At 61.0% G+C, this 14,738-nt stretch carries 17 protein-coding genes; 4 read left to right on the top strand and 13 right to left on the bottom strand.

Features of this window, described 5'->3' with window-relative positions; genetic code table 11:
- Positions 1 to 193 precede the first annotated feature (193 nt).
- Positions 194 to 391, top strand: coding sequence for a hypothetical protein (locus ACF0H7_RS17105; protein ID WP_397448091.1), 198 nt, complete (start codon positions 194 to 196; stop codon positions 389 to 391).
- A gap of 4 nt (positions 392 to 395) precedes the next feature.
- Here ACF0H7_RS17105 and ACF0H7_RS17100 read toward each other — a convergent pair whose 3' ends face one another.
- The 6 genes from ACF0H7_RS17100 to modA form a co-directional block, all read right to left on the bottom strand.
- Entirely contained in the window at positions 396 to 635 is a 240-nt protein-coding gene (locus tag ACF0H7_RS17100; protein WP_397448090.1) for a hypothetical protein, read from the bottom strand.
- Between the two features lie 98 nt (positions 636 to 733).
- Entirely contained in the window at positions 734 to 3,376 is a 2,643-nt protein-coding gene (locus tag ACF0H7_RS17095; protein WP_397448089.1) for an excinuclease ABC subunit A, read from the bottom strand.
- Positions 3,377 to 3,505: 129 nt separating this feature from the next.
- Positions 3,506 to 4,549 carry a DNA topoisomerase IB gene (locus tag ACF0H7_RS17090; protein WP_397448088.1) on the bottom strand — a complete coding sequence of 348 codons (1,044 nt, stop codon included), beginning with the start codon at positions 4,547 to 4,549 and terminating at the stop codon, positions 3,506 to 3,508.
- Positions 4,550 to 4,614: 65 nt separating this feature from the next.
- Positions 4,615 to 5,703 (bottom strand): molybdenum ABC transporter ATP-binding protein, encoded by a 1,089-nt coding sequence (gene modC / locus ACF0H7_RS17085; RefSeq protein WP_397448087.1) that lies wholly within the window; start codon positions 5,701 to 5,703, stop codon positions 4,615 to 4,617.
- 4 nt (positions 5,704 to 5,707) lie between these two features.
- A complete protein-coding gene (modB, locus tag ACF0H7_RS17080) occupies positions 5,708 to 6,388 on the bottom strand; it encodes a molybdate ABC transporter permease subunit (protein ID WP_397448086.1) in 681 nt (226 codons plus the stop codon).
- Positions 6,389 to 7,156, bottom strand: coding sequence for a molybdate ABC transporter substrate-binding protein (gene modA / locus ACF0H7_RS17075; protein WP_397448085.1), 768 nt, complete (start codon positions 7,154 to 7,156; stop codon positions 6,389 to 6,391).
- Positions 7,157 to 7,453: 297 nt separating this feature from the next.
- Here modA and ACF0H7_RS17070 point away from each other — a divergent pair, with 297 nt between their 5' ends.
- On the top strand, positions 7,454 to 8,194 hold the full coding sequence (locus ACF0H7_RS17070) for an SDR family NAD(P)-dependent oxidoreductase (protein ID WP_397448084.1): 741 nt from the start codon (positions 7,454 to 7,456) through the stop codon (positions 8,192 to 8,194).
- Positions 8,195 to 8,240: 46 nt separating this feature from the next.
- Complete coding sequence (locus ACF0H7_RS17065) at positions 8,241 to 8,447, top strand: 4-oxalocrotonate tautomerase family protein (protein WP_397448083.1); 207 nt, start codon at positions 8,241 to 8,243, stop codon at positions 8,445 to 8,447.
- 99 nt (positions 8,448 to 8,546) lie between these two features.
- Here the strand turns inward: ACF0H7_RS17065 and ACF0H7_RS17060 are convergent, their stop codons facing one another.
- The gene (locus tag ACF0H7_RS17060; protein WP_397448082.1) at positions 8,547 to 9,623 is read right to left on the bottom strand and encodes an NAD(P)H-dependent flavin oxidoreductase; all 1,077 of its coding nucleotides are present in this window, start codon (positions 9,621 to 9,623) and stop codon (positions 8,547 to 8,549) included.
- A gap of 211 nt (positions 9,624 to 9,834) precedes the next feature.
- Between ACF0H7_RS17060 and ACF0H7_RS17055 the strand changes: the two genes are divergently transcribed.
- Positions 9,835 to 10,818, top strand: a complete 984-nt coding sequence (locus tag ACF0H7_RS17055; protein ID WP_397448081.1) for an MDR family oxidoreductase — start codon at positions 9,835 to 9,837, stop codon at positions 10,816 to 10,818.
- Between the two features lie 25 nt (positions 10,819 to 10,843).
- Here ACF0H7_RS17055 and ACF0H7_RS17050 read toward each other — a convergent pair whose 3' ends face one another.
- The 6 genes from ACF0H7_RS17050 to ACF0H7_RS17025 all read right to left on the bottom strand — a co-directional run bounded on the left by ACF0H7_RS17050 (position 10,844) and on the right by ACF0H7_RS17025 (position 14,639).
- A complete protein-coding gene (locus ACF0H7_RS17050; RefSeq protein ID WP_397448080.1) occupies positions 10,844 to 11,311 on the bottom strand; it encodes an RES family NAD+ phosphorylase in 468 nt (155 codons plus the stop codon).
- The gene (locus ACF0H7_RS17045; RefSeq protein WP_397448079.1) at positions 11,311 to 11,766 is read right to left on the bottom strand and encodes an antitoxin Xre/MbcA/ParS toxin-binding domain-containing protein; all 456 of its coding nucleotides are present in this window, start codon (positions 11,764 to 11,766) and stop codon (positions 11,311 to 11,313) included. Before ACF0H7_RS17045 ends, ACF0H7_RS17050 begins: the two co-directional genes overlap by 1 nt.
- Positions 11,767 to 11,992: 226 nt before the next feature.
- Complete coding sequence (gene copD, locus ACF0H7_RS17040) at positions 11,993 to 12,868, bottom strand: copper homeostasis membrane protein CopD (RefSeq protein WP_397448078.1); 876 nt, start codon at positions 12,866 to 12,868, stop codon at positions 11,993 to 11,995.
- Positions 12,869 to 12,872: 4 nt separating this feature from the next.
- Positions 12,873 to 13,250 (bottom strand): copper homeostasis periplasmic binding protein CopC, encoded by a 378-nt coding sequence (copC, locus tag ACF0H7_RS17035; protein WP_397448077.1) that lies wholly within the window; start codon positions 13,248 to 13,250, stop codon positions 12,873 to 12,875.
- Between the two features lie 121 nt (positions 13,251 to 13,371).
- Positions 13,372 to 14,157 (bottom strand): anti-sigma factor family protein, encoded by a 786-nt coding sequence (locus tag ACF0H7_RS17030; protein WP_397448076.1) that lies wholly within the window; start codon positions 14,155 to 14,157, stop codon positions 13,372 to 13,374.
- The gene (locus tag ACF0H7_RS17025; RefSeq protein ID WP_397453926.1) at positions 14,154 to 14,639 is read right to left on the bottom strand and encodes an RNA polymerase sigma factor; all 486 of its coding nucleotides are present in this window, start codon (positions 14,637 to 14,639) and stop codon (positions 14,154 to 14,156) included. The genes ACF0H7_RS17030 and ACF0H7_RS17025 overlap by 4 nt, the downstream gene beginning before the upstream one ends.
- Positions 14,640 to 14,738: the final 99 nt, after the last annotated feature.

Below are 14,738 nucleotides of genomic sequence, written 5' to 3'. Positions count from 1 at the left end.
GTGGGGGGAAATAAGCGGCGGAGTGTAATGGGCGCGCGGTGTAAAGGCTCTAGTTGTATCAAAGGTTTTCATGAATTTTCTGCGCTGGCGTGGTGAGGTGCCCAATCCGCCCGTCCTGTCGAGCGAACCCGCCGGTCTTAGTCCACTCTATAGTGTGGGTCCGCTCCGGTGCGTGGCCCGTAACGAGGTGCTTATGACCACCGATCGAAGATTCCCCGGCAGCAGCCAACAATCCCCGGACCCCGCCAGCCCGGCACCCGTCGAGGACATGCCCGGCGAAGACCTGGGGCCACCGACCGAAGATGACACTCCGCCACCACAAGACTGGAAACATCCGGATGACGGCAAGAGTCTGTCGGAGCGGGATATCGAAATCCCACTCAAGCCATAAATCGTTACTTCTTCGCGGCAGTGGCTTCTGCCGCCAGGCACTCAAGGGCGAACTGCTCGGTGTAGGTCATCTGGATCGGGGTGGTTTCGCCCTTGACCGTGCGTTCGCCGTCAAGGATGTAGCGGATGCGCTTGTCGGTGACGCCGATGCGCTTGGCGATCCACGTCGGGGTTTGCCCGATGCGTGTGATCAGCTTGTCGGCGTAATCGGTTGAAGGGTTGTAGCGTTCTGCGTTAGGGGTCATGTGACGTCCGGAGAAAAAAGTGACGCGGGGATCTCAGTCCCGGCGGTACATGATGAACCTATGCCGTGAACTGTAACAGTGCGGTGTATCCGGGATCGTTATTTCCCGCTTAACACCTGCCGTAAAAACGGTGCGGTACGGCTGGCCTTGACCTTGATCACCTCCTCTGGCGTGCCGCAAGCCACCAGCGTTCCGCCTTGATCGCCGGCTCCCGGCCCAATATCGATCACCCAGTCACTTTGTGCCACCACGCGCATTTCATGTTCGACCACGATCACGCTGTGGCCGGCATCCACCAGGCTGTTGAGTTGTTTCAAGAGTCGGTCGACATCGCATGGGTGCAAGCCGGTGGTGGGTTCGTCGAGCACATACAAGGTGGCGCCGCGTTGGGTACGTTGCAGTTCGGTGGCGAGTTTGATGCGTTGCGCTTCGCCGCCCGACAGCTCGGTGGCCGGTTGCCCCAGGCGCAGATAGCCCAGGCCGATGTCGCGCAGCACGGTCAAGGAACGCAACACGCCGGGTTGTTGGGCAAACACGCTGACAGCGTCGTCGACGGTCAGTTGCAGCACTTGGGCAATGTTCAGACCCTGCCAGATGACAGCAAGGGTGTCCTGGTTATAGCGCGCTCCATGGCAGGTCGGGCAGGGCGCATAGACGCTGGGCATGAACAGCAATTCGACGCTGACAAAGCCTTCGCCTTCGCAGGTCGGGCAGCGACCTTTGGCCACGTTGAACGAGAACTGACCGGCGTCGTATTGTTTGTCTCGCGCCTCGGGCGTCGCGGCGAACAGCTTGCGCACGTTATCGAACAGCCCGGTGTAGGTCGCCAGGTTCGAGCGCGGGGTGCGGCCGATGGGTTTCTGGTCGACCTGCACCAGACGCTTGATCGACGCCAGTCCGGCCGCGACCTGGCCACCGCTGGTCTGCGGCGCGTCGTCTTCCAGGCTCGGTGCTTCGCTCTCCGTTTCGGTAACGGTGCGACCCAAATGTGCGCCGACCAACTCCAGCAGCGCCTGACTGACCAGGCTCGACTTGCCAGAACCGGAGATCCCGGTGACTGACGTAAAGCATCCCAAGGGAAACGCGGCGGACAGGTCGTTCAGGTTATTGCGGGTCACACCTTCCAGCTTCAGCCAGTCTTTGGCTGTGCGGCGGGTGTGCGCTTGAACGGTGTGTCTGGCAAACAGATGCGCGCGGGTTTGCGACGCTTCAACGTCCGCAAGCCCGGCCGGAGGCCCGCTGTACAACACCCGACCGCCATGCTCGCCAGCCGCTGGTCCGACGTCGACCAGCCAATCGGCGCGGCGCATGGTTTCCAGATCATGCTCGACCACGAACAACGAATTGCCGGCCGCTTTCAGCCGCTGCAACGCGCCGAACAACGCTTCGCCGTCAGCGGGATGCAGGCCGGCCGAGGGTTCGTCCAGCACATAAATCACCCCGAACAGTTGTGAGCCCAATTGCGTGGCCAGGCGCAAGCGCTGTAATTCGCCGGAGGACAGGGTCGGCGTGCTGCGGTCCAGGGCCAGGTAACCGAGGCCCAGATCGGTCAGGGTGCTGACCCGGCCCAGCAGGTCCTGAGCAATACGTTGCGCCGCCAGGCGTTTTTCCACGGACAGGTTGGGTGTGTGTCGAACATCGGTTGATCCTTCATGGGCGGCACCGCCCTGGGCGATACGCTGCTCACGCGCTGCGGCGATCTGCTGTTTGCTGAGGATGTCGTCGCCTTCGTGCTGGCCTTCGACATACTCATGGGCCGCCACCGGGCGCAACACTTCGGCCAGACGCAGCAAGGGCATTTGCGACAGCTCGCCAATGTCGAAACCGGCGAAGGTCACTGACAGCGCTTCGTGCTTCAGACGATTGCCAGCACACAGCGGGCATTGGCTGCCGATCATGAATTGCGCCACACGTTTCTTCATCAGCGCACTTTGCGAGTGGGTGAAGGTGTGCAGCACGTAGCGTCGGGCGCCGGTAAAAGTGCCCTGGTAACTCGGTTCGAGCTTGCGTTTCAGCGCGTCGCGGGTTTGCGTTGGGGTCATGCCGGCGTACACCGGCGCGGTCGGGGTTTCTTCGGTGAACAGAATCCAGTTGCGTTGTTTTTTCGGCAGATCACGCCACGGGATGTCGACGTCATAACCGAGGGTCACCAGAATGTCGCGCTGATTCTGGCCTTGCCAGGCGGTCGGCCACGACGCCACCGCGCGCTGGCGGATGGTCAGCGAATCGTCGGGCACCATGGTCTTTTCGGTGACTTCATACACCCGACCCAGGCCATGACACTCCGGGCAGGCGCCTTGCGGGGTGTTCGGCGAAAAGTCTTCGGCGTACAGCATCGGTTGCCCGACCGGGTAACTGCCGGCCCGGGAATAAAGCATGCGGATCAGGCTCGACAAGGTGGTCACGCTGCCCACCGAAGAGCGGGTACTTGGCGTACCGCGTTGTTGCTGCAAGGCCACGGCGGGTGGCAAGCCTTCGATGGAGTCCACGTCCGGTACGCCCACCTGGTCGATCAAACGCCGCGCATAGGGCGCCACTGATTCGAAATAACGGCGTTGCGCTTCGGCGTACAGCGTCGAAAACGCCAGCGAAGATTTGCCCGAGCCCGACACCCCGGTGAACACCACCAGCGCGTCGCGGGGGATGTCGACGTCGACATTCTTCAGATTGTGCTCCCGAGCGCCGCGCACGCTGACAAAGCCTGAGCGAGTGGTCTGTGGGTCGTTGCGCTGTGAAGTCATGATCAAACCTTGAAAGAGTGCCGGGGTATCGTGCAGCGGGAGAATCTAAGGGGTAATGGGGCGAAAGCCAACCATGGTTCCCCTGTAGGCGTTATCGCAGCCTGCGGCAGCGCCTACAGAGATCGCATTTCATCCCACAGAAATTTCGGATTTCTCCGCCAAAACTTGCAGAAAACTCGCCAACGCCACTTCCTCCACCCGCAGCCCTTTACGTTGCCGGGCTCTCGGCAGTTTCGCCAGTTCGCCCAATAGAAACGCCTCCAGCACCGCCGGGTGGATGTAGCAGCGTCGGCACACAGCGGGCGTGTTGCCCAGTATTCGGGCGACGTGTTTGACCATGTCGACGATGTGCTTTTTAGCCTCGGCTTCTTGCTCCCATTGCAATTTACGCAAGGTCGCCAAGGCCAGGGCGCTGCCGGCCCAGGTGCGGTAATCCTTGGCGGTGAAGTCGGCGCCGGTGAGGTCCTGCAGGTAGGCGTTGATATCGGAAGAGCTGACGGTGTGGCGTTCGCCATCGTCGTCGAGGTACTGGAACAGGTTCTGGCCGGGTAATTCCATGCAGCGTTTGATGATCCGCGCCAGACGCCGGTCCTTGATGCTGACCTGGTGCTCGACGCCGCTTTTGCCGCGAAACTGAAAGAGGATGGCGCTGCCTTTGATTTCCACGTGTTTGTTGCGCAGGGTGGTCAGACCGTAGGAGCGGTTGTCCCGTGCATACTGGCTGTTGCCGATCCGAATCAGCGTGGCGTCGAGCAGCGAGACCACGGCGGCCATGACCTTGTCGCGGCCCATGCCCGGCGCAGCCAGTTGTGCTTCCAGCTGTTTACGGACCTTGGGCAGGGCGAGGCCGAATTGCAGCATGCGCGCGTATTTGTTCTCGTCGCGAATCTCCCGCCAGCGCGGGTGATAACGGTACTGTTTGCGCCCGCGCGCGTCGAATCCGGTAGCTTGCAGGTGCCCGCGCGGGTCGGCACAGATCCACACCTCGGTGTAGGCCGGCGGGATCACCAGTGCGTTGATGCGCTTGATTTCGGCCTCATCGCGAATGCGTTGGCCCTGGGTGTCGAAGTAGGCAAATTTGCCGCGCAAGATCCGGCGCCGGAACCCGGGCTGAGTATCGTCGACGTAGTGCAGGTCGGACGGCAGGTCGGCGATGAGCATTGAGTCGGGCATGGCTGAAGATCCTCAGTCGGTATCTTCATTGACCACTGCAATCGGCAGTCGTGCCGAGCTTGATCTCAGGCGAGTACCGCCACGGCTTTGATCTGCGCCCACAACGGTTGGCCGGGATGCAGGCCCAGTTGATCGCGGGAGTACCGGGTGATCCGTGCCAGCAACGGCGTGCCGGCGACATCAAGGCGCACCAGCACATGGGCGGTGTTATCGGCGCTGATTTCTTCAGTCACGGTGACCTGCAGGCGATTGAGGATGCTGCTGTGCTCGTCGGGTTGCAGGTTCAGGCTGACGTCCCGGGCCTGAACCTTGAAACGCAATGTCCTGCCATTGGCCATGGGGGCGTGGGCGACGCGAACCTTGAGGTCGCTGCCGGGAAGATTCAACGTCAGCAACTGATAGTGGGCGTCATAACCACTGACCACACCCTCGATCACCACTCCCGCGTCGTCGCCAGTGGCCATCGGCAGGTCGAGGCGGGCCAGGGTCTCGCCGATCGGACCGCTGGCCAACGCTTTGCCCTCGCTGAGCAACACAATGTGATCGGCCAGCCGTGCGACTTCATCCTGCGAGTGACTGACGTACAGCATCGGGATCTCCAGCTCGTCGTGCAGGCGTTCCAGATAGGGCAGGATTTCGCTTTTGCGTTTGGCATCCAGCGCCGCCAGTGGTTCGTCAAGCAACAGCAGGCGCGGGCTGGTCAGCAAGGCGCGAGCAATGCCGACCCGTTGCCGTTCGCCGCCAGAGAGTTTGTCCGGAGGGCGTTGCAGCAGATGATCGATGCCCAGCAGCTCAGTGGCATGCTCCAGCTGCACCTTGCGCTGCGAACGGGGGATGCGTTTCAGGCCGAACTCCAGATTGCCGCGCACCGACAGGTGCGGGAACAGACTGGCTTCCTGAAACACGTAACCAAGGGCGCGTTTGTGCGGGGCGAGGAAAACCCCTTGGCGACTGTCCTGCCAAACCTCGCCATTGATCTGGACAAAGCCTTCGCTGGCTTGTTCCAGACCTGCAATGCAACGCAGGCAGGTGGTCTTGCCGGAACCGGAATGGCCGTAGAGCGCCGTCACCCCGCGCCCGGGCAGCGTCAGGTCGACGTCCACGGCAAAGTTCGGGTAAGTCATCTGCAGGCGAACCTGAATCTGCGAGGTCATCCGTTCAGCTCCAGCCAGCTTTGTTTTTACCGCTGGTGTACAGCGCCAGCAACACGAGGAACGAAAACACCAGCATCGCGCCGGCCAGCCAATGAGCCTGGGCGTACTCCATGGCCTCGACGTGATCGTAGATCTGTACCGAGACCACGCGGGTCTTGCCGGGGATATTGCCGCCAATCATCAGCACCACGCCAAACTCGCCCACGGTATGGGCAAACCCCAGAATCGCGCCGGTGATAAAGCCAGGCCGAGCCAGCGGCACGACCACGCTGAAGAAGGTGTCCCACGGGTTGGCACGCAAGGTCGCCGCGACTTCCAGCGGCCGGGTGCCAATCGCGGCGAAGGCATTTTGCAGCGGCTGTACGACAAACGGCATCGAGTAGATCACCGAACCGATGACCAGACCGGGGAAGCTGAAGGTCAGGGTGCCGAGGCCGATCTGTTGCGTGAAATGACCGAAGAAGCCGTTAGGCCCCATGCTCAGCAGCAGGTAAAACCCGATCACTGTCGGCGGCAGCACCAGGGGCAGGGCGACCACCGCACCCACCGGGCCTTTGAGCCAGGAGCGGGTGCGGGCCAGCCATAACGCGATGGGGGTGCCGATCAGCAGCAGGATGACGGTGGTCAATGACGCCAGTTTCAGCGTCAGCCAGATCGCCGCCAGGTCGTCACTGCTCAGCGGCATTTACAGCTCGTAGCCGTAGGATTTGATCACCGCAGCGGCTTTCGGTCCTTTCAGGTACTCCACCAGCGCCTTGGCGGCGGCGTTGTTCTTGCCTTTGTTGAGGATCACCGCGTCTTGCTTGATCGGGTCATGCAGGTTGGCCGGCACCAGCCAGGCGGAACCGCTGGTGACTTTGCCGTCCTTGTAGATCTGCGACAGGGCGACGAAGCCCAGTTCGGCGTTGCCGGTGGAGACGAACTGATAGGCCTGGGTGATGTTCTGCCCGGTGACGATCTTGTCTTTGGTGGCTTCGGTCAGTTTGAGTTTTTCCAGTACCTGGGTCGCGGCCAGGCCATACGGTGCGGCTTTCGGATCAGCGATCGACAGGTGTTGGAACTGATTGGCCTTGAGCACTGCGCCTTGGTCGTCGACGTAACCCTCTTTGGCCGACCACAAGGCCAACTTGCCGGTGGCGTAGGTGAAGCGCGAGCCAGGAACGATGTCGCCTTCTTTTTCCAGCTTGGCCGGGGTGGTGTCATCGGCCGCGAGGAATACCTCGAACGGCGCGCCATTCTTGATCTGGGTATAGAACTGGCCTGTGGCGCCATAAGCCGCCACCAGCTTGTGTCCGGTGTCTTTTTCGAAGTCTTTGGCAATCGCCTGGATCGGTGCGGTGAAGTTGGCAGCGACCGCAACCTGAACTTCATCAGCGAGGGCCGAGCCCATGGCCAAGGTGGAAACCACGGCGGCGAGGGAGGAAAGAGTGACGCGGAGTAGACCCTTCTGCATAAAGGCTTCCATTGTTTTGAGAGGGAAACGGGAGGGTGGCCAGTGGGGTAAAGGCCAATCGCTATGTAGTGGAATATATAGCGGGTCACCCGGACGGGGAAGCGTCGCCCTCAACAAAAGTCATCGTAGCCCTGTGACTGGTTGTTTCAATTGCTTACACAAGGTATCAACTGAATTGATAAAAGCGGTATTTATCGAATGAAAGAACACGAATAAAGTTCGTTCCAGCAGAGCAACTTCGCTCGAACAGACGGGCCCTCGCTGGCTTGATCATGACTCTCTTTACAGGTGAACGACATGAGCAACAAAGGCAGCAAGACCGTAGTGATTACCGGCGCCTCCAGCGGCATTGGCTTTGCGTTGGCCGAAGCGTTTTTGGCCCGTGGTTACAACGTGGTCGGCAACGCCCGCACTCTGGAGCGTCTGCAAGCCGCTGCCGAGCACTTCACCAATTCGCAAAACTTTCTCGCCGTCGCCGGTGACATCTCCAAGCCAGCGACCGCCACCGCCTTGTTCGAACGTGCGATTGCAGCCTTCGGCAAAGTCGACGTGCTGATCAACAACGCAGGTATCTTCAGCTCCAAGGCCTTTATCGACTACACCCCTGAAGATCTGGAGTCGCAACTGGACACCAACCTGCGTGGTTTTGTGTTTCCGAGCCAGGCTGCTGCGAAACACATGAGCGAGCGCAAACAGGGGCATATCATCAGCATTTCCGCCGCCGTGGCTCTGCAGCCAAACCGCAATACTCCGGCGACGTTGCCAGTGCTGATCAAAGGCGGTATCAACCAGGCAGTACGCGCCCTGGCGCTTGAGCTGTCGCCGCATAACGTCAAGGTGACTGCCGTGGCACCGGGGATTATCGATACCCCGCTGCACGATCCGCAGCACGCTGAGTTCCTGAAATCGCTGCAACCGGTCGGCCATGTCGGCCAGGTGCGGGATATTGTCGACGCGGTGCTGTACCTGGCCGACGCCGAGTTCACCACCGGGGTTGTGCTGGCCGTCGATGGCGGCATGAGTTCCGGTACCTGGTAAGTTGTAACACCGCGCAAACAACACTAATCAATGTGAGGAATAAAACATGCCTTTCGTCAGCGTACGCATTACCCGTGATGGCGTGACCCGCGATCAGAAAGCCCAGGTCATCAAGGAAATCACCGAGACGCTGGAGCGTGTCCTGGGTAAAGACCCGGAACTGACGCACATCGTCATCGAAGAAGTGGACACCGATAACTGGGGGTACAAGGGCATCACCACCACCGAGTATCGACAGAATCTGAAGAAGTAATGCGCACAATCCTGTAGGAGCACCGAAGGCTGCGATAAAACCGGACCACTCACCGCGTTTGAGTGCCAATCGCAGCCTTCGGCAGCTCCTACAGGTTTTTCACTTGCCGGTCAGCTTTGCCAGCGCTTGCGCAGCCAACTGCCGCGTCAATTCTTCAGCCGCCAATTCATGTTTCAAGCCCACCGCCTGACCTGCCCACAGGTTCATGAAGTCGCCATTGCCTTGTGGCTCAGCCTTGGCACGTAAGGGCAGCAGCGCACCGCCAGCCAGTGGAAACGCGGGGGCGATGGCGCTGATGGGGCCTTGTTCGCGCATCACCCGATTGACGATGCCTCGCGCCGGCCGGCCGGTAAACAGGTTGGTCAAGGCGGTGTCGCTGGCCTGCGCACTGCGCAAGGCTTGGTGGTGCGGCGCACTGACGTTGGCTTCGGCGCAGAACAAATAGGCCGTACCGATTTGCACGGCCGAGGCTCCCAGCACAAAGGCCGCGGCAACCCCGCGTGCATCACCAATACCCCCGGCAGCAATCACCGGCACCCGGACCGCGTCGGCGATCTGCGGCACCAGCGCCAGGGTGCCGATCTGGGTATCCAGCGATTCACCGAGAAAAATCCCGCGATGGCCGCCGGCCTCATAGCCCATGGCGATGATTGCGTCGCAACCGTGCTGTTCCAGCCAGACCGCCTCTTGCACTGTAGTAGCGGAAGAAATGACTTTCGCGCCGGTGGCTTTGACCCGATCCAGCAAGCCTTGCGCGGGCAAGCCGAAGTGAAAGCTGACGACTTCCGGTTTGAGCTCTTCGACCAATGCGCAGTTGGCCTCATCGAACGGCGCGCGGACCGACACCGGTGTCGGTGCATCGAAGTCGGCGCCGAGTTCGAGGTAGTAATGCTCGAGGCTTTGTTTCCAGCGCGCTTCTCGCTCGGGATCGGCCGCGGGTGTCTGGTGGCAGAAGAAATTCAGGTTCAACGGGGCCTTGCTCTGTTGGCGGATCAACGCGACTTCGGCGCGAATCTGTTCCAGGCTCAACATGGCGCAGGGCAGGGAGGCGAGGCCGCCGGCCTTGGCGACTGCAATGGCCATCGCCGAGCCGCTGGCGCCCGCCATGGGGCTTTGCAAGATAGGCAGGGCTATATTGAACAGGTCAAGGATACGGCGGTCGGGCCAGGTGCTCATGCTTGTTATTCTCCGTTCGTTGCGGGGTTCAGGTGCTGAAACGTTGACTCACTTTGCCCTATAACCGCTGAGCCAGGCGTATATCCAAAAGTCTTATGATATTTAAATACGATCGGTCTATTATTGCCGAGCGAGGTTTTCGTGGCCACTGGCCCGGGCAGTAACCGCAAACGGCTGTGCATTGATTCTAGGGTCTAAATCGGAGGCGAACATGTTCAAGGGCATTTTGATCGAGAAAGACGACAACGGTTATCGGGCCACGCTGAGTGAGATCAGCGAAGAACAACTGCCGGCCGGCACGGTCACGCTGGATGTTGCTTACAGTACGTTGAACTACAAGGACGGTCTGGCCATTACCGGCGCCGGCCCGGTTGTGCGCAAGTTTCCGATGGTGCCGGGCGTCGACCTGGTCGGTACGGTCAGCGACAGCAGCGACCCGCAGTTTCAAGTCGGCGATCAGGTGTTGCTCAATGGCTGGGGTGTCGGCGAAGGGCATTGGGGTGGCCTGGCGCAAAAGGCGCGCCTTGAAGGCAAATGGCTGATCCCGCTGCCCAAGGCATTTACCCCGGCGCAGGCCATGGCGATTGGCACCGCGGGCTACACCGCGATGCTCGCAGTGATCGCGCTGGAAGAACATGGCTTGACCCCCGACAAGGGCGAAGTGCTGGTCACCGGCGCCAACGGCGGCGTCGGCAGTTTCGCCATCGCGATTCTGGCTAAGCTGGGGTATCGCGTGGTCGCCTCCACCGGTCGCGTCGCTGAAAGCGCTTACCTTGAACAACTGGGCGCTGCCGAGATTATCGACCGCGCCACGCTGTCCGAGCCGGGCCGTCCGTTGGCCAAGGAGCGTTGGGCGGCGGCGATTGACTCAGTGGGCAGCCATACGCTGGCCAACGTCTGCGCTGCCACCCGCTATCGCGGCACCGTGGCCGCCTGCGGGTTGGCGCAAGGCATGGAGTTTCCGGGATCGGTGGCCCCGTTCATTCTACGCGGCGTGACCCTGGCCGGTATCGACAGCGTGAACCGCCCGCGCGCTGACCGGATACAGGCTTGGGAGCGTCTGGCGACTGATTTGGACCTGTCGCTGTTGCCACTGATCAGCCGCGAAATCGGTCTGAGCGAGGTGATTGAAGTGGGTGCTCAACTGATCGCCGGTAAAGTACGGGGACGGGTGGTGGTTGACGTCAACCGTTGACGGTTGACGTGACAGGTTTCAACGATCAGTTACGCTGGGCGAACATCCGGCTGTCGTAGGCGAAGTCGCAGACGCTGAGGATCTTGATCTGGCTGGCCGCCGGGTGATCGGGATTGATCATGACCGTGCGCTCGTAGACCATGACCGATGACGGCAGGATCAAGCCCAGTTGTTGCCGTTGCTCCAGCCAGCGAGAACCGAAATCCATGCTCGGGCTGTCGGCAGGTTTGGCATCCCAGCCATCAGGCAATTGCGCGAGCGAGGGCTCCCGGTATAACTCGGGATCATCCGGCAGGCTCAAGCGGATGATCTTGAGCGGGAAGCGCGGAACCTCGGTGGCATGAATGAAGGTTTCGAGCGCGCAAATGGCCGGTGTCAGACCGAAGTACATCGCTCGTTGTTCGATATGATTCCAGCGCCCACCGAACAAGGCCGCACCTTGTCCCGACAAATCGCTGGCGAATCGCGCCTTGGCGATTCTCCAGACCTGCATCAGACAACCCCGCCGTATTCCATGGCCGCCAATACACGACGCACTTGCCGTGCTCCGATTTCGCTCTCGCACAGGTGCAGGGGCGTGGCGTCGCCCAGCGCGGCATTGGCGGTGACCATCCAGCGACTGGCTTTGTCCGGCGCTTCGAAAACCTCTGCGGCCTGGGTCGCGATGATGGCGACGCGATCGAGGCGCTCGGAGGCTACCGAGTCCAGTGGTTGCTGCTGCTTTTGCCGACGCTCGAGGGTTGAGATCGAGGCGTTGAACAAGGATTCCAGCAGTTCATTGCTGAGCTTGAAGGCTTCGCGAGTCGCGCGCACCCAGGTGGCCGGAAAGCCCGTCTGGATGTGTTTGAGGCGCTCGCTCTCGGAGCGGTCGCGCAGCTCGTGGGCGATCAGCCAGAAGGTTGGCAAGGGGGTGGCCAGCGCAGAGTAAGAGGTAGTCACTGCTTCCATGACGCTTGAATCTCCGGGTTTAGAGGGGCTGTTCAGGGGCACGACTTTTTTCGTGGGTTTACCTGAAGCAGGGGGTTTGTCGGAATCACCTGGTTTTTTGATGATGGACATAACGGCTCCCATGTCATCTTTTGACGTTAAATACTGATCAAAAGAGGCTACTCTAAATCCCGATCTCATCAAGCACCAAGTTGTTACGGTGCATTGCAAAGCGGTGGTCGCCGGCTCAGGCAAGGGCCATCGGCGGCAGGGTGCCCAGCAGCGACACCGCTGCCACCGCCGCCATGCCAAACAGGCACTCGAGGGTGACGCTGGTGCGTAACAGATGAAGGCGGCCGGCGTTGCGGTTGAGCATTATCCGATTGAACAGCGCCAGCCCCAGCATGCATAACACCAGGCATACCTTGATCAGCAGGATCAGACCGAACCCGGACAGCGCCGGAACCGGCCATATCGAACCGCTGAGGACCCTGACATTGATTAGGCCGGTGATGATGATCGTCGCCACCAGCAGGTAACCGATGCCGCTGAAGCGCAACAGGATCCGCTCGGTATTGCCGGAGGCCGGAGGCATCAGCAGCAACACCAGCATCAATAAACCACCGAGCCAGGCGCCAATGCCGCACAGGTGTACCAGTTGATTGAGCATCATCAGGTCGCCCAGCAGGCCGTCGAACATCGCGCCATGGCCGACCGGCGCCAGGCTGCCCAGTAACAACGCGGCCAGCGTCAGCCGCCGCCACGGCGACGATAGGCCCGGTAACCATAGACCGAGCATCAGCAGCCCGCTGAACAGCAAATGCGTGCTCCACACCTGACCGAAGAAGGTGCTGCCCAGCACCATCAACAAGGTCGGCGGATCCAGCCCGTCTTGCCATGAGTCGGCCATGGAGCCCGTGGTCAGCACCAGCCATGCCAGGGCACTGAACAACGCCACGGGAATCAGCAGGCGCGTCAGCCACGTGAGCTTCTGGTCCAGTGTCCGCAGGTCTTCACTGTTCAGTAGAGGCCGGAACAGCCAGGTGCGGAACAGGCAGGTACCGAACAGCAACAGCACGGCGGCAAAGTGGATGAAGCGACACAGGATCAACGCGCTCTGCATGGCGTTACGGGCTTACCTTGAAGGAGTAAGAACCGTTGCTCTTGTGGGTGTCGACCGACACGGCATGCCAGACCACCTTGTATTGCCCGGCAGCCAGCGGTGTGGCGGGGATTATGATCAGGATTTTTTTGTCGCCCGTTGCCGTGGCCATGCTTTTCACCGAGACCAGCGCACCACTTTCGGTGGTGACGTCGACCTTGGTGAATTTCACTTCGACACCCTCGGAGAAGTTCAGGCGCAGCTCTTTGGGGGCGGTCACGGTGCTGCCGGATGCCGGGGTTTCGCTTTGCAGGTGCGCGTGGGCAAACACCGAGGTGACAGTGGCCAGTGAGGCAAGCAGGGCAAACGAGGTCAGGACGTTCTTCAAAGGGTTCGCAGACATTCGAATTTATCTTCCTATGGGCAGTGGCGTCTGAGGACGCACGCTAATAGACCAGAAAGCCGCGAGGGACTCCAGTCACAAACATCGCTCAGCCTGCGGATAAATGTCGCAGCCAGCTAGATCACACCGAAAGCCGGCTGCGGACCAGTTGCGCCATGGCGCCCAGTTCATCAGGCGGGTTGTGCCCGATCAACATGTACGCGTGAGTCGCATCCGCCCAGAACACCACATTCATGCTCAGCCGCTGCTCTACGGCTGGTGCCGTTTCGCCACTGTCCGAGCGAGTGATACATAGCGCCAGAGGACCGTGCTCGGGGTCGAGGTACGTGATCTGGGCGATGGGCACGCCGTCGTATTCGAGAATTTGCGCGCGCTTGAGTTCGGGGCGCGGCAGCGCTACCAGCGAGGCAGTCAGCGACAGCCCCAGACGCTCATTCACCGCCTCGAGCTGCGCGTCTTGCAGGCTTGAATCATTGCCTAGGTTGTCCAGCGTTTGCCGGGTGTACAGCGCCATGTATTCAGCCACCAGCGCGCGCCAGCCGTGGGTCGTGGTCGGCGTACGCCAATCGAGGTAAACCCGGTCGGCGATGACCCCGGCGATCATGAAGCTGGCGGCTGCGGCGACAAAGCCCCGGCGACTGAGGTTGCGTTGGCGGACTTGGGTCGGGGTGGGCAAGGCGGCCAGCATCGCCTGCAGTTTCTCGGTTGGCGCCTGTTCGAGCAGGGTGCCAAAGGCACTCTGAAACGGCAGATTGCTGCGGCAAAATATCTCGAAACGCTCGGCCAGCGCCGAGTCTTCCTGCAGGGCGATTTCGATCTGGATGCGTTGTTTTTCGTCCAGACGTCCATCGAGGTAGGCGACCAGGTTTTCGTCTGACGGCACCGGCTGCCGATTGTGGTCGTTCATCGCCTGTCTCCTGTCGATGCGCTCGACGCGGCGTGGGGTGTGGCGGTTTCGGCGAGTTTGAGGCGGGCGGCGGCCAGGCGGCTCATGACGGTACCGATGGGCACCTCGAGCAGATCGGCCACTTCGCGGTACGACAGTCCCTCGACGTATGCCAGGAACACCGTTTCGCGCTGCGCTTCAGGCAAGGCGTTGACCCGCTTGATGACCTGTCCGGCCAGCACGTGGTTCAGTGCCTGATGCTCGCCGTCGAACGACAACGTGCTCTCGGCGTCGACGAAGCCCTGGCCCTGACGCACACGCCGGGAGCGGATCTCGTTAAGCCAGATCGAATGCATGATCGACAGCAGCCAGCGATCGAGCCGGGTACCGGGCACGAACTGCCCGGCACGCTCCAACGCGCGGACACAGGTGGCCTGCACCAGGTCTTCGGCGACATGCTTCTGATGGGACAGCACCAAACCATAGCGCCACAAGCGCGCCAGATGCTGGCCAAGTTCGGCCCTGATGTCGATATCGCTCGCGATGACAGCCTCCGCAATGAAGAGGGCAAGACTAGCCCGGTTTGACCTGGGCCAGAGGTG

Origin of the sequence: Pseudomonas sp. NA-150 (assembly GCF_044336365.1) — a bacterium.
Lineage (GTDB): Bacteria > Pseudomonadota > Gammaproteobacteria > Pseudomonadales > Pseudomonadaceae > Aquipseudomonas.
Note: the sequence above shows the minus strand (reverse complement) of the source record. Positions and strands in the feature narration are given on the sequence as shown.